Origin of the sequence: Chengkuizengella sediminis, from assembly GCF_010078385.1 — a bacterium.
Taxonomy (GTDB): Bacteria; Bacillota; Bacilli; order Paenibacillales; family KCTC-33759; genus Chengkuizengella; species Chengkuizengella sediminis.
Map to the genome: position 1 here is coordinate 122067 of NZ_SIJC01000004.1, position 22972 is coordinate 145038.

Below are 22972 nucleotides of genomic sequence, written 5' to 3' on the forward strand. Positions count from 1 at the left end.
TCATAATGTTTACAACTTCATTGTATAACGCTGTTCTGTTAAGTTGTGGAGTACCCATGAAACTTTATACAAAACTTTAAAAAGTATATATAGTAATTCAACAATGTTCATTTAAGGTTTTCATCTCTTTGTCAATGGGCAATCGAATTTGAATTCTTGTTCCTTTTCCTTCTTCGCTAGCAATGACCATCTCAAATTGTTCTTCGTAATATAACTTTAGTCGGTAGATCACGTTCTGAATACCTACCCGATCCCCCATGTCTTTTTTGGAATGCATATATTGATTTAATTGTGAAAGTTTTTCTTTATTCATACCCATCCCATTATCTTGCAAAAGAAACACTAATTCATTCTCTTCAATAGAGATTTTCAAATCAATCCTTCCCCCATGTTTAAGAGGTTCTATTCCATGAATACTAGCATTCTCTATGAACGTTAAATAAGTCATTTTGGGAATCGCACAATCATAAGCCGCATCATCGATTTGAATATGATAGTCTAGTTTTTGTTCGAATCTATATTTCTGTATTTCTAAAAAACAATAAATTAATTCTAGTTCTTGTTTTACTGTCACCTTATCCATTTTCCACACTAACGATGTTCTTAACATCTTGGCCATGTTTTGAATAATATTGGCTGTTTCCTTCTCATCTTTCATCAAACTTCTCATACGAATCGTTTCCAATGCATTAAATAAAAAGTGTGGATTTATTTGACTATGAAGCGCATTCAATTGTGCTTGTCTTTGCTGCAGTTCTAAATTTTTCTTTTGAATGTCAGCTTTATACACATCATCAATTAAACTTTTTATAGTTAATGTCATTCGGTTAAATTGAATTGAGAGTTGACCAATTTCATCACGTGCTTTAATATCAGGAATGATTTCAAAGTTCTGTGTTTTCACTTTATTGATATGTTTTAAAATTAACATGAGTCTAACAGTAATAGATCTAGTAATCCATACAATAACTAACGTTGGTGGAATTATAATTAAACTAGCTAATAAAATAACAAAATTAGAAGATTCTTTCACTTCCTTGAACACTTCTATATCTGGAATCTCTGCAATGACACTCCATTGTCCAAGAAGAGTATCATCTGTAAAATCCTTTTTTATGACGATGGTCCCTTTAGGCAAATTAAATTGATCATATATAATTTCTGTATATTGCCATTCCATATTCGGATGGGTTGTATATTCAACGCTCCTCTTACTCTTTTCTATTAAATACAAATCGCCATCTACATTTAAATTTGAGAAAATTTGCTCAATAGCTTGTGGACGCAAATCAATTTTTAGTACTTTCTCAACATGATTTTGATCCCTATAATAATCCATTCTACGTACAATGCTGAAGATGTCCTTTTCTCCAAAGGATGATTCAGTTCGAATTAGAATAGGGGTAGAATAAGTACTTTTCTTTATTCTTTTATACCACTCTGCTTTCTCCACCTCAGGAGAAATAAATTCCACACCTCCTGAATAAAGCAGTGTTGGATTGTCTACATAAATTGTAATTTCCTTCACTAATGTATTAATTGGAGTGTAACTGCTGTTTAGTACTCTGCGTAAATAGGAATTATACGCTTCAACATATTCCGCTTCATTGTTTATGTAAGAATACGATAAAGTTTTATTGATCCAAAAATCCGTATAAAATAATGAAGATAGCGATATAGCATGTTCTACTTCTATCTGAAATTCACTTTTCATTTGTTCTATGTTTTTATTAATATCTTTCATTCTTAAATCTTCTACATGATTTGTTGTTACAATATAAAAAATGATATTGGTGAGTAAGATAGGGGTAAACACCGATACGAAAAAAATGATTAACATTTTATTTCTTAAACGAATATGATCTAAACCTAGATTCACACTTACGATCCCCTTTTTTTAAAAATAAATCGTTTTTACTTTATTAGATTACTTCGATATTCTGACGGTGTAATATGCTCAATCTTTTCAAACTGGGTAACGAAATAATCAGGATTATTAAAACCTATCTTTTCAGCAATTTCATAGATTCTATGATCGGTTTGACGTAACAATTTCTTTGCTTCTCTAATTCTCAACTCTAATAAATACTCATTAAAATATAAGCCATATGTTTTTTTGAAGAGTTGCCCAAGGTATACTGGATTCATGTAAAATCGTTCTGCAATCTTCTTCAATTTTAGATTCTCATGATAATTCTTCTCTACATATTGTTTAACTTTTTCAATCTCTCCTCTTACGTTCCCTATTCTCAACTGATGAATTACAGCCCTACACTCTATAATAAAATCACTAAATAAACGATGAAGTTCATTTAATGTAAGAGGGTTATCATTCCAACTAATAATAGGTTCAATCGTTTGAGTTTGCTTTACATCTCCACTCATATTATGTATTATTTCTAACAATCCATGAACACACTGCTGTATAGACGCTTTCACCGCTTCCACCGCATAACATTTCATACGAAAATCCTCAAAGATTTGATTTATAATGACTCTGATTTCAGATTCATGTTGCTCTTCAACCTTCATTAATAATGATTGATATAACGGTAGATCTAGCAATGTATACTTTAATGAATGTTTTTGCACATCGTTAAATGTGACGATTTGCGTTTCATCTTTTAAATATTTATATTGCAAAACTTCTTTTGCGCTCTGATAAGATATGGATAATTCGCATAGAAGGTTTGTAGGTTTACCAATGTATATATACACGTTTATATCTTGTTCCTTCATCAAAACTTGTTTCAATTTCACTGCAAATAGATTCACATCACCTTGATAATAACCTAGTTCATTATCGGTAATAATCATACCTAGCTTGCCATGATGTTCGTACAAATAAATGGGATTAGAATGATTTATTGCTCTTGAGGAGGTAACAAAAACTTGAATATTTTCTTTCATCTGCTCAACTTGGGTTGTCACATCATCTTTCCTATGATGGATGTCGTTTACTTCAATGAAGGCATAATAATAAATTGTAGAGGGGTTCATCTGTATTTTGTTAGACCAATGTAATAGTTCATCTTCGGTAAATTCACCTCGAAACAAACCATCCATCATTTGATTATAAAGTAAATGATTATTTTTATTTATATACGTTGTTCTTTGATTGATTTTATCTCCTAGTCGTAATAATGCTCTTGTCATTTCTTCTTGATCAATCGGTTTTAAGATATAATCATGCACGTCATAACGTACTGCTTGTTTGGCATAATCAAAATCATTATACCCACTAATGATGATAAAATTAGTTTCCATTTTCAGTTCCTTTACTTTATGAATCAACTGCAAACCATCTATGACTGGCATTCGAATATCTGTAATTACTAAATCAGGGTTAATTTCTTGAATTAACGAGAGCGCATCCTCACCATCCTCTGCTTCATCAATTACAATATACCCGTTGCTTTCCCAGTCAATTAAATTTCTCAATCCTTTACGAACATACATCTCATCATCTACGATCATTACAGTATACATGAGTGAAGTCCCCTTTCCGAGTGACTTTATCACAATAATGATAGAGTGAAAAACAAGCCTATATCATTAGTGTATTCGTTTCTAGTAGAAAGTAAAGTACACTGAATATTTGTTTTAAGTTATTTAAGTATATTGTTTAATTTTGTAAGTAATTTTATTTAGAAGAATTATCTCTAATCTCTGAATAAAGAACGATTTGGCACTCTCCTACTAAAAAACCTTGAAAGGCACAAGCCAATCAAGGTTTTTGTTATTCTATTAACTTAAAAAGGTTGGTAACTGAATTAACCATTCTTCAATATTATCTGCTTCTTTTTCTATGTTGTTTTCTTCATGAAAATAATAGTAAACTCCTGAGTTGGGGCATTCTTTTAAAGGGAGGCAAAAGTAATCTCCATTCCCTATACTGTAAAAAGGTATTAAATCTTCTTTCCAAAATCCCTCTTTCATTACATAATCATAAGTAAATTCAATAGTGTCATTTCCATTTGTTCTACCACTAGAAACATTTAAGATGTCCCCTGGAAAGACATATTCAGACATTAATTCAATAAAATATTTAAATTTTTTTGGAAATTGACACCCAAACTTTTCCTCTATTTTTACCCAATCACTAGCTGAAGGAGTATCTAAATTTCCTAGTTCTTTATCTAAAATACTATCTAATAAAGTTACAACTTCATCTCTTGTCACTATCTCTTCCTTCTTTTAAATCCCTTCTCCTGGTAGTATGTTTAAAATCTGAGTGATCGTAACGTGCTTAAATGTAATATAGGCTGCTATCGTCTATAATCTATTTTAAAAAACCTTGAAAGACCTAAGCCAGTCAAGGTTTTCTTGAAGAAGTATTTTTCGTCCCTATACTAGGAATAAAGTCCGCCCTGAAACTTCCAGCTTTCCTATACCAACTTTTAAACCAAAGGGATAGATATAACATAAGCGTATTTATTCAGTGATAAGCTACTGCTGGAAGGACTTTCACCTTGTACCTATCTGACTAGGGTCGCTAAATAAAACTTGAAAGGCGCAAACAACCAATAATAGTTATTTTCGCCTTTCACCTCATTTTTCGATTTATAAGTTTATTACTTGTGGGAAACGTTTAGGTCCAGTTATTATAACATTAAATACTTATAAAATATTTGGCATATAAGAACTGAGACTTACCACTTTATTTCTGATTCGTTCACTATTTACAATTAAATCCCCATTTGCGTTAACCTGATTTTTAAGATTCGTTTCAATCGTTTTACAATCAACACTGATTGGAATCTTTTTATTAAAAATAAAGTAAGAGTATAGTAAATCAATAGATTCCTCAAAGTTCTCTTCTATTAAAGATAACACAAGGCTTTCAAATTTAATTGGATTAATTCTACTCTTATTTTTTTCCATCCAATGCATTAGCTGTGTAATAACTAAAATCCTATCATGGGAATCCCTGTAAGTGTTATCTGGTATTCTAAATGACTCTTCACCTAATAATGCTTTCCTAATTTTTCCTTCATCAAACCATTGTTGTATTCTATCATTTTCCAAGATATCACCTATCAAAATTTATTATACTTTTTATTACTCCATTATAAAAATAAGGCTAAAAAACCTATTGAACATAGATAGTGCGAAAATATTATAGAATTAATCATTGAAAAAGAAAATCATTTGAAGCAAAAGCAACGTATATGAATCATTAATTAAATTATGGAGAGAAGATGATTAAGATTTAAGGGAGAGGGCTATATGTATCGCTTTATATCCTTATTTATCATAGTTATATATGTTTTTTAAAGTAAAAAACATGAAAAAAGATATATAACTTATGTTATTTATTAGGTTTATCGGAATAATAACAGCTAACCAGGCATCTTTAAAAGACAACAAGTTTGCATGATTGCCTTTTATATAGTCAACCACCACATTTATTAAATTTATCTCAAAGATAAGAATATAGCATTCTCCATACTAGGATCCTTCTTAAACTCATATGCATAATATTTTTTAGGTACAATTTAAGGTATAAGCGAATCAATACTATACGATATCTTTTTAGGAATATCTACTCTATCAGTTGTAGTGTATGATTCAGTTCCGGTTTTGATACTACCATTATTAGTTACATAAACCTCTGGGCGGAAAAGAAATCGCACAAGAAGCTTGAATATAAATTTTGTGGATTATTTCACGATTTTTTATTTACTAAAGAATATTTAAAATCAAGGTAATTCATGTTTCGTTTTGAAAGTTGTTGTATTGTTGATATTAACACTGATTGTGCCATTAAAATTACATCAATATATTCACTCATATAATGTTCAAACTCTTCTGCGGCATCAAATATATTATACTTACCGGGAAAATTTAGGCTACCATGAATGAATTTTGATCTATAATCGTACATTCTCTTAAATAATTTTTTGTAATCATTCTGAGTTCCAAGGAAGACTTGTGTCTTCTCTATCAATTGTTCTTTGATACCATTATTGCTTGAACAATAAAGTGCTTCTAATCCAATCATTGAATAAAATAAGTCCATTCCTTCATTATTTGATTCATCACTAGAACCAAATAGATAAGAAAGTGCTGTTAACGCTCTTTCAATTGGAGTACCACCAACACCATCAAGAAATCCTTTTTTTTCACCCAACCATTCCCATACAGACCTTATTTCAAGTTCTTCAAGCAGTGGCCATTTAGTTTTTTTTGTAAAATAGTATACTTCCTCTAGTAAACTAATCATCATATTTGTAATTTTATATTTTTCTTTATCTATGAAAGTCAAACCGTAATTCACTTCTATTGACCCTACTTTTGCAATGTTTATACAAATAATAAAATCATACATTCTCTTAATAAAATGATCCACAGTAAGTCCTGTAAAAAGTTCTGAAGATGTGCTCAATTCTTCTTTTCCATCAATTGGAGTATTACTCACCTCAAGGTTAGCTTGAGCTATTATGTAGATATGATTTCTCAGTGTTTTTTTTTCTATTAATTTTATTCGCTCATCTTCATTATCTAGTATTTGAAACTCAACAATAATCTCATGAGATTTTAAAAACTCTGACTGTATTGGAAATACTACAGGTGCACTTACTAATTCATCAACTACCTTTATAGTTCTTTCAAAAGAATCTTTTACATTTTGAAACGGGAGTAAAATAGGAAGTAACACTTCAACTTGATGAATTTTTGTAAGCACAACATGCACCTCCAAAAGTTGTTTCTAAGTACCATCGTCTTATCATATTGTAATGATTTTTCTTTACATTAAATAACATCTTTATCTATTAAATTCCTTTATGTATATAATTTGATCCCAATTATATCAAACTAAGATGTGATTGTCATGAAATATGTCTAAATAAGTTCTTATTCTATATCATCATAAGCATCACCTAATGATGTAAACTATCTTTTAACCAATACCAATACTCCCCTTTATAATCAACAAGTTTCTGCAATAACTCCATAAATGATAAAGCAATAATCTGAGATTCTCCTACAACACCATGTCTATCAAAAAAACTATCGTAGCATTTCCCTAACCGTTCAGATGCTAGGTCTATTGATAAATAATCACTGTCACTATTACCTGTATCCGCAATAATATACCAGTTCGATGAAATATCTTCTTCGCATCTATCACCCACTATTAATGGATTAGCTAAAACAAATTCTTATGGAGATACTATATTAATATGATAGTCAGCGTTCTTAAATAATTCAACCCCTCCACACAACTCAAAAAACTCTGTTATATCATTTGGCAAACTTAATTCTCTTTCAATAAAAAGAAGTCCACTTGGAGGATGTACCACACAAGTACTAAATTTTTAATTTTTTCTAGCAAACCTTTTATATACATTTATACTACTCCCTATAATTATATTGTTTAAAGCTCTATAATAATCTTGTCGTGATGACTTAGGAACATTTGCTGCATCAAACATTCTTTCACTTAATGATCGTATCTCTTGAGGAGTAATATTAATCCAATCAATTCTACCTCCAATCTTTTTACCTATTTATTTCTGTAATTCCATCCACAACCTTTTTTATTATAGAAAAACCTTGAAAGGCATAGCCAATCAAGGTCAAAAATGCATATTTTTATTCTTTATTTAAATAGCTAAGAAACTCTTCGAAATTATTACCACAAACCTGTACTTCTCTTAAATCCATTCCGATGAAAGGAACATTTACAAATGATTTATTTTCACTTCTAATACAATATGCTGTATCCCCACCATCAGATCCAATTATTAATAGACCTGGAGCAAATTCTTCAACCCCATATGCTTCATTAAGTTCTATTATATCTTCTACTTTCCACATTACTAGATAAGATTCACCAATTGAACCCTCTCCACCATTTGAATTTAATAAAAATTCATAATATTCTTGCGGAAACTTAATTCTAAGTTGTTCTTCAACTTTCTTAATATTTATGTCTAATACAGGTTCATTAAGTTCAAGTTGGCTTAATATAGATTTTATTTGCTCATCCATATTTATCTCCCATTACAATTGATTTTAGTTACTTCTTAAGATTACGCATAAGATTATTCCAACAATTGGTATATTGAGCATGCTCTTTTGGTGTCAATGGTATTTTATTCACTTTATTTGTAGGACTTCCACCAAATTTCACTGGATGAATTTCATGAATTTGTTTACCTTTTAGTGATGAATCTGCTCTATTAGCATTATTAGCTGCTTTTCTTGCATCTTGATATTCTTTTCCTTCAAGTAATCTAAATGGTCCCTCAGGCTTTGGTCCATCTTTTGGATTTCCATCCCAATTCGGTACTGAAAATTCCCTTTGCTTTACATTTTTGCTCTTCCTATCAGACGCAAAGTACTGTAAATCTAATTTTACCTATACGAACCACTTTCTACTGTTTCCTTAACAGAAGCCTCAATCTTCTCTGCATAACCCTTGATTAAAGATGAAAGTAACATCCCAAAAAGAGGATGATACTTTGTAAAAAACTATTTGATTGAATTAGTAGTATATGACAATCAGGGTTTTAAACTTCATTTAGCACTATTTAAAAACTTCAAGTATCCGTTATTGAGACGAAAATTCAATCAAGACCAGAATAATTAATCTATGCTAATCAGCCTTTTACCAATTAAATCTTCTGCCGTATATTCACCCGGTTCAAGATTTAAGGTTATTTTTTTCCATGGGATTTTTGTATTCCATAAAAACCACATTTTTAACGAAATATCTTTCATTTCTTTCTTCCTCTTCAACCAATACGTTACTGTTTAATTCTCCTTGTTTTCTTCCAGTAATGATGACTACATTAGTACTTTTTAAGAACATTGACTTTTCAACATTAATTGAAAACATTTATTCACCACCTAAATTAATCTTTAAGCAAATCTCTATATTGTATTAACTGCTGTATTGTTTCACGCGTCTCTTGATTAGGAATACCATATTGTTTTCTATAATTAATCAACTTTTCCTTGGCCTCAATTTCCATTCAACTATATTTGATCCATTTGCTCTATCGGTTCTATATTGTGTAGTGTGAATAAATTCTTCAAATACAGCGGAAGTTGAAGGATTAGGTCTAAATGCTATTGTATTAGAATCTAATGTAGAAGCCTCAACTCCATGATAATTAAGGAGAGGTAGTGCTTCATCTTCTTTTACAATTAGTCCACCTTGCTTTTCAAATGCAGATTTCATCCTATTGAATTTAACAGAATCCATTGGAGTGCCAGAGTTACTATTAATTCTATTAAGATTATTATCCATACCTACATTATTATTCTTAACTTTTTTTGCAATTTCTCCAACTTTGGAAACTTATTTTATCTTTGCAACAGGTACAATATTACCACCTATTAGCGATCCAATCATATTTGATCTTTTATTCCCATCGGCTTCCTTAAAAGTTTGATAAGCCTGTTCACCACTATTGTAAGCAGCTTTACCGGTTTGGATCAGATGTAAGGCAGCATAACCGATATTTTTACCTGTCTCTATAGGATGCGACGCTGCATCCCAAAGTCCTTCAGCGGTAGACCAAATCCCTTCACCTACACCCACAATTGCATTTTCAGCTATTGAAAAGAATCCAACACCATTACTATCTCGACTTAAACCAGACGGATCAATATAACTTATCGGATTTCCATTGACATAAGCATATTTGTTCAGGGAAAAGTTGTTGTTCCATCATTAATTGATTACTGTTGGATTTTCTTGAAACACTAATAGCCACTTCCATATAAAAACTTGCCTACCAATAAGATAAGCAAGTTCATCAGATTTTTATCGTACAACCTGCTTAAAAGCAGGTATCCTATTTCCTATAAGGTTTTTATCTTCAAATGACAGCAAATTTGCTGATTCTGGTACTCTAACTCTTGAAATATGGATACCTTTCAAACAAGAATCACACCATATTTCTAAATACCCTATTCTAGTTTCAGTATCACCAACATATTGAAAATCAACCGTTTCTTTTTGACATTCAGGACACTGGAAATTTGTCCATGTGGAACTTGAAATATCAGCACTCAATTTTAGCCAAGTAGAAAAATCTCCCATAATGCATTAACCCCCATTAATTTGATAATATTTCCACCATAATTCTTCAGAAGCATACGCACCTTTTTCAAAATCTATAAGAGTGTCACTATTAGGTGCTCCAAAAGTTTTAGTTTGGTATATATGAGTTCTTTCATGACCTAGGGTTTTAACCAAGTTTTCAGAGTCAGTAAAAGCATCAGGATATAGTTCTATTACCTTTCCTTTGGGATCAGCCCATCCATATAATCCCTTTCCTACTAATTCAGGATCCCTTACAATCCTTATTTTGATACCGTCCAATCCAACTCCTGCTTTTGAAGCAATCTTATCTACTTCTCTCAATTGCATTGGTATTGATAAATCCTTAAACTGACCTGTATTAGCCTCTCTACGATATAAGGGATTACTTCCCTCCTTAATACTAATAGGTGCTACAGTATTATTTTTAGCTGTTTTTGCAATGCTAGCAACACTGGAAACTTGTTTTATCTTTGCAACAGGTACAATATTACCACCTATTAGCGACCCAATCATATTTGATCTTTTATTCCCATCGGCTTCCTTAAAAGCTTGATAAGCCTGTTCACCACTATTGTAAACAGCTTTACCGGTTTGGATCGGATGTAAGGCAGCATAACCGATATTTTTACCTGTCTCTATAGGATGCGACGCTGCATCCCAAAGTCCTTCAGCGGTAGACCAAATCCCTTCACCTACACCCACAATTGCATTTCCAGCTATTGAAAAGAATCCAACATCATCACTATCTCGACTTAAACCAAACGGATCAATATAACTTATCGGATTTCCATTCACATAAGCGTATATTCAGTGATAAGCTGCTACTAATGCAATCTTGAACAAATTCGGATTATAGTAACGTGACTTAGAAGAATTCATAATCCTTGATTAAAGATGAAAGTACCATCCCAGAAGAGGATGATACTTTTTAAAAAAACTTAAATTGATTTTTGTAGTTGAAAACTCTATATGAAACTTTATTTAGATCTATTTAAAAATTTTTTAACTGTTGCTATCTTTCTCTTCTTTTCTGCTGATATAAAATCACCGATTTATTCTATTCTCACGACACCAGGTCGTAATAATATCGTTTATATCTTTAGACATATGATTACATCTCCTATTGCTACTAACCAACTTTGTAATTGAGATGAAAACCTGCTTTTGAAATCACTTCTGTGACATTATTCAAAAAATCTCGGCAACTCTGTGGTATATTGTTTTTAAAGTGTATCTTAATTTCGAAATCTCTTCCTTTAGCTTGTTCGTATACTGAATACACTTCTCCACTTTCAAGAAAACTTAAATACATATTTAACTTTTCTTGAAGTAAAAGTAGATGCTCTTCCTCATTATTCCAATCAAGACTATCAAAGATCGCAAGGGTAACATATCCTGTTAAATTATCAATTCCAATAGCATCCACTTCTCTTATATTTTGTACTGACATTCGCTTCCCTCCATACTATTGTTTTCGCTTAATTTCTACCTTTGTTGGAGGAATCTGTGTACCTCCAATGTAAGGAGGCTTTCCTTTCCCAACTACAATTCCTCCCGTTTGTCCAATCTCTGGAAAAGCTTTCTTTTGATTTTTTGTTAATGGTGCTGTAGCAGATGCTTTGCACTCTACACATTCTAATTTTCCTGTTTGCTTATTTTTTCCAATCATATCGATTCTAGTTCTTACTCCACTCTGAGTTTTAATAGTAATTTGTGGTTGAATTTCACTATGAGTTTCAAACATTTTATTAAGCTGTTCTTTTTCACATGCCTCACCAGCAGCCTTATTTTTTTGTAGTTGAGTTTTCCCCTTACCTAGTTGAATACCAATATTATCTCCTGCCATAGGATAAGATAGACTAGTAGGAGCCTCATTATGTTTTATAACTTTAGTGCTAGACTCTTTCGTTGCTTTTACACCTGATGCTGCCTTTCCTAGCTTTCCTAACTTTAATACTTTACCTGCTGGAAAGAGACTTGCTCCTGCAATGACCTTTGCAGTGAAAGAAGCATCTGAATCTATTAAGGTTTTAGCATCATCCAATACAAGAAAATCGGCTGTAACTTTCGTAATATTCCAAGCTGTTCCGAAAAATCCAACATCATCACTATCTCGACTTAAACCAAAGGGATCAATATAACTTATCGGGTTCCCATTCACATAAGCATATTTATTCAGGGATAAACTGCTGCTAATGCTGCCTTGAACGACATCCCGATTAATAAATCGTTTGATTTCAGGGTTATAATAACGTGCCCGCATGTAATACAGACCGTTTTCGTCTGTCATCACTCCATATCTTCCATTATACAAGAATGGATGGTTGGTTGTCCCCTCTGAATAAATCAGTTCACCATACGGTGAATATGCATATTGATCAGTTGTATTCCCATCTACATTGGTTAAAGCAACGGTACTCCCTCTACGGTCATAATGATATACACTATAATTTCCACTTACATCTTCTTGTGATACTAGCCCTAATCCATATACATAATACGTTAATGGATTCCCTTCTTCGTCCACTTCCATTAACAATTGACTGTAAACGGCATGAGGATTCACAACTTGATAGACCTTCTCATTCGTTAATGTATGGGTCATTGAAGTCCGAATATCTTCGGCATTATACGTATAGGTGAAATCTCCTGCACGGATCAAACGGTTTTGGGAGTCATATTCCATTTGCTGCATGGTACCTTGTAACGGACCTTGAATCATATTGCCGTCTGCATCGTAGAGTACATTCTCACCCTTATATGTTTCTATTCGATTATCTGACGTGTATGTGATGTTTGTTTCTTCTGTAGATCCATCGGTTATTTCTTGAATCGTTTGGATGTTTCCACCGATATCATATCCATATTGGTAGTTCACACTCGATGGATTGAACGGATTTAAGAAATTGCCTGCTTGGGTTAGTCGGTTTAATTCATCATAAAGATAGTTTTTATCCCCTTCGGTCTTCACATTACTGGATGCATCATACGTAAAGGCTTCTTGATGAATAATGTTTCCATCTTTCGTTTCATCTTTTAACTTGATCAATTGCCCTGCTACATCATACGTTCTCGTTTCCTTTGAACCATCTGGACGAACGGTAGAAATGAGTTTGTTATTTTCATCATAAGTATAACTCGTCACTCTCCCGGCCCAGTCCATCACACTTTTCAAATTCCCAGCTTCATCATACGTATAAGAAACGGTTTTTCCATCAGGATAAATAAGCTGTGATAAATTGCCCACTTCGTCATATCGATATTCGATTTTGTTTCCATTCTCATCGACATACGAGATAATACGATCGAGTGCATCATACGTTCTCGTAATCGTTATCCCCTCTTGATCTGTCACCGAAAGCAGATTGTGATTGTCATCATAAGTTCGACTCACTTCCGATTCCGGTGTGTTCGTTTTGATTAAACGTCCGACTTCATCGTACGCATAAGTGGTCACTTGTTCTCTCGCATTTTTCTTTTCGGTTAATAGATCACGACCATCATATTGATACGTGATCCCACCACCACTGTCGAACGCTCTTTAATTAATCTTCCTGCTGCATCATATTCAAAAGAGGTTTGCACGCCATTCGCATCAGTGAATGCTAGTAATTGACCTTTAGAGTCAAAGGATTGCTAACTTATACCGCCCATAGCGTCTACAACTTGTACCAGTTGACTTACCGCATCATATTGATACGTTTGTACATTTTCTAACGGATCTGTTAGTGTGGTCAACCGTCCGTTTTTGTCATAGGCTTGTGTCGTTGTATTGCCTAGTGCATCCGTTGTTTGAATCGGTTGATAGCCATCGTTATATACAATCGATGTGATCTGATTGTCTTTTGCATCCTTTTGCGAAATCAGGTTACCAACGGCATCATATTGCGTTGTCAATTGCTTCATTATTTGACTACAGAATTTAGATTATGCAGTTAGTATTTTATACCTAAAAATACTAAAATGCGATGGAATGACTTGGTTTTGTCAATTCCATCGCTCTTGTACTGAGTTATGTTGTCAGATACTAAATATTATTACAGTTAGTCTTCAACTTTTCCATATGATATTATATCAAAATCAATTCCAATTCCTAGAGCATTAAGCTTCTCAATGGAACTACTTGACATAGATATGCCTATTTGTCCAAAATCAGTTACAAGATAACAAGTTATACCGACATACTCATATTGGTTTTTTAACAAAACAACATACTCTCTATTCTTATTCAATTCATCTATCAACTCTTCTAATACCTCAGAAATATTATCTAATGTCGAATATTCTTTTTCGAATCTCCAGATATCAAATTTCGCTATTCTTGAACTTGTTATTTTTTGTCCTTTTTTTATAGTTTTTGTAGGTTTGATTCCGATATTAGAACTTACTTTTTTGAAGTCCAGTTCATCTTCTCTTATTGAAAATACAATTCTTCCTATTGATTTCATAACTACCTCTTTTCTACTTCAAGATTTCTTTAAGTTCTTTTGCTAAATCAAGTAGTTCTTGATATGAGAAATTCTGATTAGCTTTCATACCTTCATACGCTTTAATTTCATGAATATAATTACCAAATTCAGTTGTATCTACACCAACTTCTTTAGCAGCATCTCTAACTTGTTTCAAATCTTTCTTGACCATTTTCCAATTTCCGCTGTCAAGAATTCCCCTGTCAAGTTCATCAAATGTTGACGGTATATCATACTCATCTAGTAAATCATATGGGTTAGTTTTACCCGTCCCCTTACCTAGTTGAATATCAATATTATCTCCAGCCATAGGCTGAGGTAGACTAGTAGGAGCCTCAATCTTCTCAGACTTGCCCCAACCAAATAGCTTCTTAACCCCTGTAATGGCTTTATCTCCAGCCCAGATGACACCTTTTGTGGCATACTTTCCTGCATGTTTTGCCCCTGGAATAGGAACTACACTAGTAACTGTACCTACTCCCTCTGCCCATCGATCAGCAGTAGATAATTTTTCTCCAGTTATATAATCATATCCAGATGCAGCTTGCTGAAAACCTTTAGCCGTTCCTATACCAGGGATAAAGTCGGCTCCGAAACTTGTGGCTTTCTTATACCAACTAACATCATCACTATCTCGACTTAAACCAAACGGATCAATATAACTTATCGGATTTCCATTGATAAAATACTTGTTTAATGATACTACTAAAGTTTCCTTGAACGATGTCCTTATTAATAGCAAGTCTTCATTACAAAACAATGGTCAAGCTATTTAGCTTGACCATCAAGTTAGTCTATTAGAACTCGATTCTTATATTTATATTAATCTTTGTGAATTTCAGATAATATTTTTTTGGCAACTTCACGAATTGTATATTCATCATATGATCCACCAATAGAATAACAAGTTTCTAAAACATCATTAGCAAATTTTTCTATTTCATTAGAAAATGCTTCTGGTTTAATTTTTTTCAACTCTTGTCTAACAATTTTTTTTGCTCTATCTATATCCTCTTTGTTTGGCATATACATTACTACCACCTCACTTTTTATCAATTAATGTAAAGTTTGATTTATAAGGGATTGGTAAATTTCTTGGTAATTGCTCAATAGCATCTATACTATCTAATTTTATCTGTTGATTTGTAATTACTTGTGTTGCTCCACCCTGACCATACTCTACAAAATCTTTTGTAATGGGCTCTAAATATGGAGCTTTCCCCCATTTTCCATTAGGGACTCGAATATCCGTTAGTTGTAAGGTATCAAATGTAACTCTAATTGACCCATCATGTGGAATTTGTAATTTCCCAGGATTAGCTGTATCAAATTTATCAAATGAAAAATATGTTCCATGGGAATTTTCCGGTATACTCATTGTTGATTTCATATTATCTAAATAGGGTGCATCCTTTGAAATATACCTGTATCCTGTTGAAGGAATCGCTGTTCCATTTGGTGCTACATAAAAATCTGGTTTTGAAGCTTGTTCTGCAACATTAACAGGATTACTATTATTCTTAACTTTATTTGAAATCTCACCGACTTTAGATGCTTGCCTTATCTTCCCGACAGGAAAAATATTTGCACCTATTGCTGATCCAATCATGTTTGATCTCTCGTTCCCATCAGCTTCCATAAAAGCATAGTAAGCCTGTTCACCACTATGGTAAACAGCTTTACCGGTTTGAATCGGGTGCATCACTGCATACCCAATATTCTTACCTGTTTGTAAAGGATGTGATGCTGCATCCCAAAGACCCTCACCTGTAGCCCAAATCCCTTCACCTACACCCAAAACTGCGTTTCCAGCTATTGAAAGAACTCCTACATCATCACTATCTCGACTTAAACCAAACGGATCGATATAACTTATCGGGTTCCCATTCACATAAGCATATTTATTCAGGGATAAGCTGCTGCTGATACTTCCTTGAACGACGTCCCGATTGATGAATCGTTTGATCTCTGGATTGTAGTATCGTGCGCGCATGTAATACAGACCGTTCTCGTCTGTCATCACTCCATATCTTCCATTATACAGGAATGGATGGTTGGTTGTCCCCTCGTAATAAATCAGTTCACCATACGGTGAATAGGCATATTGATCTGTAAGGTTCCCATCTATATTCGTTAAAGCAACGGTACTTCCTCTGCGGTCATAATGATATACACTATAATTTCCACTTACAACTTCTTGTGCAATCAACCCTAATCCATACACATAATACGTTAACGGATTCCCCTCTTCGTCCACTTCCATTAGCAATTGACTGTAAACGGCATGAGGATTCACAACTTGATAGACTCTCTCATTCGTTGATGTATTGGTGATCGAAGTACGGATATTTTCCGCATTATACGTATACGTGAAATCTCCTGCACCGATCAAACGGTTTTGGGAATCATATTCCATTTGCTGCATAACACCTTGTAATGGACCTTGAATCATATTACCGTCTGCATCATAAAGTACACTTTCACCCTTATAAGTTTCTATTCGATTATCTGACGTATACGTGATGTTCGTTTCTTCTGTAGACAAATCCGTTATTTCTTGAATCGATTGGATGTTTCCACCGAGATCATATCCATATTGATAGTTCAAACTCGATTGATCTAAAGGATTTAGGAAATTATCTGCTTGGGTTAATCGGTTTAATTCATCATAAAGATAGTTTTTATCCCCTTCCGTCTTCACATTGCTTGATGGATCATACGTAAAGCTTTCTTGATGAATAATGTTTCCGTCTTTCGTTTCATCTTTTACCTCGATGAGTTGTCCTGCCACATCATACGTTCTCGTTTCGTTTGATCCATCCGGACGAACGGTAGAAATAAGTTTATTATTTTCATCATAAGTATAACTTGTCACTCTTCCTGCCCAATCCGTCACACTTTTTAAATTCCCAGCTTCGTCATACGTATAAGTAACGGTTTTTCCATCAGGATAAATAAGCTGTGATAAATTGCCCACTTCGTCATAGCGATATTCGATTTTATTTCCATTCTCATCCACATACGAAACAATTCGATTAAGTGTATCATAAGTTCTCGTAATGGTTTTTCCATCTTGATCTGCCACCGTAAGCAGATTGTGATTGTCATCATACGTTCGACTGACTTCGGATTCTGATGTGTTCGTTTTGATTAAACGTCCAATTCCATCGTACGCATAAGTGGTCACTTGTTCTCTCGCATTTTTCTTTTCGGTGATTAAATCACGACCATCATAATGATACGTGATTCCCCCACCACTATCGAATGTTTCTTTAATTAATCTTCCTGCTGCATCATATTCAAAGGAGGTTTGCACCCCATTGGCATCGGTGAATGCTAGTAACTGGCCTTTAGAATCAAAGGATTGCTGACTTATACCGCCCATAGCGTCTACCACTTGTACCAGTTGATTCACGGCATCATATTGATACGTTTGTACATTTTCTAACGGATCAGTCAATGTAGTTAACCGTCCGTTTTTGTCATAGGCTTGTGTCGTTGTATTTCCTAGTGCATCCGTTGTTTGAATCGGTTGATAGCTATCGTTATATACAATCGATGTGATCTGATTGTCTTTTGCATCTTTTTGAGAAATCAAATTACCAACGGCATTATATTGCGTTGTTAACGTATGGCTTAATGGATCGGTGATGCCCGTCTGTCTTCCCATCGCATCATATGTCGTGATCGTGGTGTTTCCTAATGGATCGGTGACATTCGTGAGTCGTCCTTCCTTGTCATAAGCATATTGAGTCAGCTGGCCTAAAGCATCTTCTTCTTGAATCAAGGCATTATTTTTATTGTAAGTATAGGTCGTTACATTCCCAGCCGCATCGGTTTTCGTGATGGTATTGCTGTTTTTGTCATGCGTAAACTGAGTCACTCCATTTAACGCATTCGTTTCACTTAATAGATTGCCTAAGGCATCGAAAGCAAAGGTACTTGTATTTCCTTCTGGATCGGTCGTACTGATTAAACGATCCATGTTGTCATACGTATACGTTTCGCTATTTCCAATCTCATCGATCGTTGAAACCAAGCGATCTAACGCATCATAACTAAAAGTCACGGTATTGCCGAGTGGATCAGTCGTACTTAGGATTCTCCCCTTAGCATCGTACACCTGTTCAATTTCGTTTCCATTGGTATCCGTCGTTTTGGTTAATTGATCCAAGTGATTATACATATACTGCGTAGATTGGTTTTCTGCATCGGTTTCAGATACCAGGTTACCATTTCCATCATACGTATAACGGGTGATATGACCTAAAGCATTGGTTTGGGTTAATACATTCCCCACCCCATCATAGGTAAAGAAAGTTTCCTTACCTAATGCATCTACTTCTTTGGTAATGTTGCCTATAGAATCTACAGTAAATGTACTTGTACCTTCTAGTGCATCGGTGACTTGGATCAGTTGTCCCATCGCATTGTGCGTCATGGACGTGGTATTTCCATTTTTATCTGTTTTAGTACTTAAATAGCCTAGTGTGTCATAAGTGAATGCCTCGCGGTTGCCTTCAGCATCTGTCTCACTGATCAATTGATCAATCGCATTGTATTCTTTGGTTGTGACATGACCCATTGGATCGGTAATTTGAATGACTCTGCCTTTGGCATCATACGTTTGTACCGTTTCTTGACCAAGGGGATCTGTGATTTTCTGCAAACGATCTTCTGCATCATATGCATATAAAATCGTATTTCCTAATCGATCTTCTACTGAAACGAGCTTTCCGTTTGCATTATACGTATAGGTTGTGGTCTCTTCCAAGGCATTGGTTTCACTTAAGAGATTGCCCTGCATATCATAGGCAAATTGAGTGGTGTTGCCTAACTGATCTGTTTGTTGAATAAGATGATCCAACGCATCATATGCATACGTGATGGTTTCTGTATCAGAGAAGCTTTCTTTGGTTAATCTACCAACTTCATCATATTCATATTTCACGATATTCCCGTTTACATCTTGTTTCTCTTGCAGCATGCCATGAATACTCGTAAATAAGGTCTCAGCGCCATTAAAATTCACGTTGCTTTTCACATAACCTAGCTCATCATACGTAAAGGATTGCTGAGATCCTTCTGGATTGGTCACTTGAATTAAACGATTGGACTCATCATACGTAAATTCTGTTTTATGACCAGCAGCATTGATTCTCGTTAATAGATTGTTTCGATCATCATAGGTCATGACGGTCGTATTTTCTGCTGGATCAATGATTTCAATCGTATTACCCATCTCATCGTATTGAAATTGTTTCGTTTGATTTAGCGCATTTGTTTCTTTAATGAGATTTCCTACACCATCATATTCCATCGTCGTGACTTGACCTAGTTCATCTTCGATCCTTACCAATCGGTACTGATAATCATGGATAAGTTTCTTCGTTTGACCATCTCTTTTGGTCACGATGGTAGTTAAATAACCCGGTTCAATCTCTTCGTCATATTGAAAGGTAGTGACTGCATTTCCATCCACACCATCGTCTTGAGTAGTGACACGACCTGACTCATCATACGTATTAACAAAGGTTTGTACACCTTGTTCTGTAGAGGATAACACCTTTCCTAGTTCATCATATGTATATACGATGACTTCTCCTCTAGCATTCGTAATTTGGGTAAGATGGTGATTATCATCATATTGAAGAAGAATCGTTCTCGTTAAGTTATCTGTTACTTTTGTCAGTTGATTCTCTGCATATTCAAATTCAAAAAAGGTACCAGTGTCTTCTTCGATCACTTTGATTAATTGATTTGTACTTTCATCATATTGAAACGTAATGCTTTTCCCATGTCTATTGATCAGTTCTGTTAGTTTTCCAGAAACATCAAATTGATAGATTCGTTGATCTTTTCTTTTTAACGTATAACTCCCGTCTTCATGTTGTGTCAGTTGATCTAATCGAGTAGCTCGGTCAATGGAGTCATAGGTACCATCCGCATTTTTAATAAATCGATTCTGCTGATGATTGGACCAGTGAATCATGACAGAAGATTCTGATTCCTGTTCTAAATAGGCATCGTAATTGTGACTCCAACCGATTCCCGCCGTTCCCTCATTTAATAAGAGAGAATGATAGGCTAGTTTAAATGCCAATCTCTGTGGTCCATTCAACTCCATTATATTACGATTGATGACCATCGCTCCTGAAGAGGTATCTACAGGATCTGCATGGTATGACCTGGTATCTGCAAATGCATAATAATCGATTTTTTCCATTTTTGTAACTGCCTCTGTACCTGAAATGGGGGTTGGTTTGACATCTGTATAGATGAAATCTCCAGCTGCTATATTTATCAGGGCAGAAGTTGCATCAGCTATAGTAGTAATTGCGGTTGTAGAGACTGGCAAAGTGATTGCAACATCTTCAAGATTTGCTCCTTGTGTCCAGCTCGAATTCAAAATCATATCACCTGGTTCGATAAACACCTCGTAAATTCCATCTAAAGGTGTCAAAGGTTCAGTAAATACTTCTACTTCACCCCAAAGAAAAAGGTGATTTCCATCTGTATTTGCATAATATCCAATAGAATCTATCGTAATAGGTTCCGTCAGTGAATGATATTCACCTGAGAACCAGTCTCCTGACAGGACATGTTCCTCATATAACTGAGAATCTAGATTTTTAAAGGATATTTTAGGATTATAACTCCATACTCTACCTACTGGATATTCAAATGCTACAACTTGATAACCATATATCGTAATTGGCTCAATATCCATATACATATACTGTTTATATGATTGAGAATCAGTTAAAGTTGTAACTTTTGTAAGTGGTATAACCCCATCATACATACGTGACATTGTTCTACTTCTACCATCTGCTGTATACGTTCTGATGACTGTATCAGCGTTTAAATAAGCAGAAGGACTGTTCCAGTTACCATAAACTACTTTATCTGTGCTAGCTACATATTGTAAAGTCGTGCCTTCTAACGATATTGCATCGGTTTGAGCGTACTCCGTTAACCAATTCCACAATTCTCTATTCACGGTTATAGACGTATCCGTCGATGTTTCTATCGTTACATCAAACAAATCTTTTCTTTTGTTATACATATCTTGGGCTACTGCTTCCAATACCTCTTCATTTGTAAACTCTAATCCTGATGCTACTGCTAATGTTCCAACGTTCAATAGATCTTTTGTTGATAATGCTTCGAATGAATTTCCATCAGATTTTGGAACTTCTTCTGTTACTGGTACTTCTTCAGTCACTGATGCTTCTTCAATCACTGGTGTTTCTTCGATCGTTGGTGCTTCCTCAGACAGTGCCTCTTGGATCATTAGTACTTCATTTTCAATTGGTAAAAAATCTTCATTAGCATAAATTGGAATGATCGAACTGCTTAAAAATATTAAAATATAAATTACAAGTAAACTGTTGGAAAAAAATTTTTTCACCTAATTCTCCTCTTTTCTCAATTTTAATTCTAGTTGATTTTTGGACGTCAAAACCCTCGACTTACAAACTTGCCGAGGGTTTTAGCTTTTTTATTCTATATACTTAAAATACTATTGGAATATGTTGGGGTTGTCTAGAAGTCATTTAGTACTATTTGTAAACTGGAAAGGACATTTACCTTAGACCATTTGACTCATTTAATATAAATAATTTCCTGTATATGTAAAAATTATTGAATTTATTATAATTTGACCTGTTAGTTATTATAATTTCATTGCATTCAATCTTGATAACCGTTATAATACTACCAAACGGTAGGTTGTTCATAAGGAGTGATCATACTCATGACAAAAAATAAAATATTGCAGAAGTCATTGGAGTTATTTGCAAATAAGGGATATTTTGAAACAAGTATGGAGGATATTGCAAAAGAGGTAGGCATAAAAAAAGCTTCTTTATATTCTCACTTTACAGGAAAGGAGGATATATTCTCAGCCGTATTTAACAATATATTAATAGATTATTCAACATTCATAAATAATTTAACAACCTTTAAAGAAAATGTGAATACAGAAGAAAAATTAAGAATTATTTTTACACGTTATATAAAAAATTGTAGAAATAATGCACAAATGGATTTTTGGGATCGTTACTTTTATTACCCACCCGAATACTTAAAAGATTACATTCATGAAAAAACGGAAGAAACCGCGGGGGATTTCACAAAAAAGGTTGCAAAAATCATTGAAGAAGGAATTAAAAAGGATGAATTCATAGATAAAAAAACATCTGAGGTTGCACTTTCTTATTACTACATGATGATTGGTTTTGCGATGAGCATCAAGTTTTATGATGAAAAAGATATTGAACGTGATCTATCTAGCTGCTTAAACGTATTTTTAGATGGAATCAGAAAATAACCTCAATTCTACGTTTTGGAAGAGATTGAACTAAAACACACCTATTCTATTCTGGAAAAATCAATTACTTTTCAGTGTGCATATCTCCCTCTATAAACTACCGAC

20 protein-coding genes and 1 pseudogene are annotated in these 22972 nt (G+C 33.9%); 1 reads left to right on the plus strand and 20 read right to left on the minus strand.

What is annotated here, in order from left to right; all coding sequences use genetic code 11:
• Positions 1 to 97: 97 nt before the first annotated feature.
• The 20 genes and pseudogenes from EPK97_RS09925 to EPK97_RS10025 all read right to left on the minus strand — a co-directional run bounded on the left by EPK97_RS09925 (position 98) and on the right by EPK97_RS10025 (position 21946).
• Positions 98 to 1879, minus strand: a complete 1782-nt coding sequence (locus EPK97_RS09925) for a sensor histidine kinase (RefSeq protein WP_338075687.1) — start codon at positions 1877 to 1879, stop codon at positions 98 to 100.
• Positions 1880 to 1914: 35 nt separating this feature from the next.
• Positions 1915 to 3489 (minus strand): response regulator transcription factor, encoded by a 1575-nt coding sequence (locus EPK97_RS09930; protein WP_162036472.1) that lies wholly within the window; start codon positions 3487 to 3489, stop codon positions 1915 to 1917.
• Positions 3490 to 3747: 258 nt separating this feature from the next.
• Entirely contained in the window at positions 3748 to 4182 is a 435-nt protein-coding gene (locus EPK97_RS09935) for an SMI1/KNR4 family protein (protein WP_162036473.1), read from the minus strand.
• 438 nt (positions 4183 to 4620) lie between these two features.
• The gene (locus EPK97_RS09940) at positions 4621 to 5028 is read right to left on the minus strand and encodes a hypothetical protein (RefSeq protein ID WP_162036474.1); all 408 of its coding nucleotides are present in this window, start codon (positions 5026 to 5028) and stop codon (positions 4621 to 4623) included.
• 640 nt (positions 5029 to 5668) lie between these two features.
• Positions 5669 to 6688: a HEPN domain-containing protein gene (locus tag EPK97_RS22385; protein ID WP_162036475.1), complete on the minus strand. Its 1020-nt coding sequence runs from the start codon at positions 6686 to 6688 to the stop codon at positions 5669 to 5671.
• A gap of 170 nt (positions 6689 to 6858) precedes the next feature.
• Positions 6859 to 7354: pseudogene (locus EPK97_RS09950) on the minus strand (SMI1/KNR4 family protein).
• Complete coding sequence (locus EPK97_RS21800; RefSeq protein WP_338075697.1) at positions 7323 to 7514, minus strand: hypothetical protein; 192 nt, start codon at positions 7512 to 7514, stop codon at positions 7323 to 7325. Before EPK97_RS21800 ends, EPK97_RS09950 begins: the two are co-directional and overlap by 32 nt.
• 85 nt (positions 7515 to 7599) lie before the next feature.
• A complete protein-coding gene (locus EPK97_RS09960) occupies positions 7600 to 7998 on the minus strand; it encodes an SMI1/KNR4 family protein (protein ID WP_162036476.1) in 399 nt (132 codons plus the stop codon).
• 655 nt (positions 7999 to 8653) lie between these two features.
• Positions 8654 to 8848 carry a hypothetical protein gene (locus tag EPK97_RS09965; RefSeq protein ID WP_162036477.1) on the minus strand — a complete coding sequence of 65 codons (195 nt, stop codon included), beginning with the start codon at positions 8846 to 8848 and terminating at the stop codon, positions 8654 to 8656.
• 108 nt (positions 8849 to 8956) lie between these two features.
• Entirely contained in the window at positions 8957 to 9262 is a 306-nt protein-coding gene (locus EPK97_RS09970) for a hypothetical protein (protein ID WP_162036478.1), read from the minus strand.
• A gap of 51 nt (positions 9263 to 9313) precedes the next feature.
• Positions 9314 to 9556 carry a hypothetical protein gene (locus tag EPK97_RS09975; RefSeq protein WP_162036479.1) on the minus strand — a complete coding sequence of 81 codons (243 nt, stop codon included), beginning with the start codon at positions 9554 to 9556 and terminating at the stop codon, positions 9314 to 9316.
• A 225-nt stretch (positions 9557 to 9781) separates the two neighbouring features.
• Positions 9782 to 10060, minus strand: coding sequence for a hypothetical protein (locus tag EPK97_RS09980; RefSeq protein ID WP_162036480.1), 279 nt, complete (start codon positions 10058 to 10060; stop codon positions 9782 to 9784).
• Positions 10061 to 10066: 6 nt separating this feature from the next.
• Complete coding sequence (locus tag EPK97_RS21805; RefSeq protein WP_240903769.1) at positions 10067 to 10858, minus strand: hypothetical protein; 792 nt, start codon at positions 10856 to 10858, stop codon at positions 10067 to 10069.
• Between the two features lie 334 nt (positions 10859 to 11192).
• Positions 11193 to 11513: a DUF6572 domain-containing protein gene (locus EPK97_RS09990; protein ID WP_240903770.1), complete on the minus strand. Its 321-nt coding sequence runs from the start codon at positions 11511 to 11513 to the stop codon at positions 11193 to 11195.
• A gap of 15 nt (positions 11514 to 11528) precedes the next feature.
• Complete coding sequence (locus EPK97_RS22390; RefSeq protein ID WP_338075698.1) at positions 11529 to 13580, minus strand: RHS repeat-associated core domain-containing protein; 2052 nt, start codon at positions 13578 to 13580, stop codon at positions 11529 to 11531.
• A 119-nt stretch (positions 13581 to 13699) separates the two neighbouring features.
• Positions 13700 to 13969 (minus strand): RHS repeat domain-containing protein, encoded by a 270-nt coding sequence (locus EPK97_RS10005; RefSeq protein WP_162036482.1) that lies wholly within the window; start codon positions 13967 to 13969, stop codon positions 13700 to 13702.
• Positions 13970 to 14106: 137 nt separating this feature from the next.
• A complete protein-coding gene (locus EPK97_RS10010) occupies positions 14107 to 14511 on the minus strand; it encodes a DUF4279 domain-containing protein (protein ID WP_162036483.1) in 405 nt (134 codons plus the stop codon).
• Between the two features lie 13 nt (positions 14512 to 14524).
• Positions 14525 to 15274, minus strand: coding sequence for a pre-toxin TG domain-containing protein (locus EPK97_RS10015; protein WP_162036484.1), 750 nt, complete (start codon positions 15272 to 15274; stop codon positions 14525 to 14527).
• 80 nt (positions 15275 to 15354) lie between these two features.
• Positions 15355 to 15558, minus strand: a complete 204-nt coding sequence (locus tag EPK97_RS10020) for a hypothetical protein (protein WP_162036485.1) — start codon at positions 15556 to 15558, stop codon at positions 15355 to 15357.
• A gap of 16 nt (positions 15559 to 15574) precedes the next feature.
• A complete protein-coding gene (locus EPK97_RS10025) occupies positions 15575 to 21946 on the minus strand; it encodes an RHS repeat-associated core domain-containing protein (protein WP_162036486.1) in 6372 nt (2123 codons plus the stop codon).
• Positions 21947 to 22291: 345 nt separating this feature from the next.
• Between EPK97_RS10025 and EPK97_RS10030 the strand changes: the two genes are divergently transcribed.
• Positions 22292 to 22867, plus strand: a complete 576-nt coding sequence (locus EPK97_RS10030; protein WP_162036487.1) for a TetR/AcrR family transcriptional regulator — start codon at positions 22292 to 22294, stop codon at positions 22865 to 22867.
• Positions 22868 to 22972 lie beyond the last annotated feature (105 nt).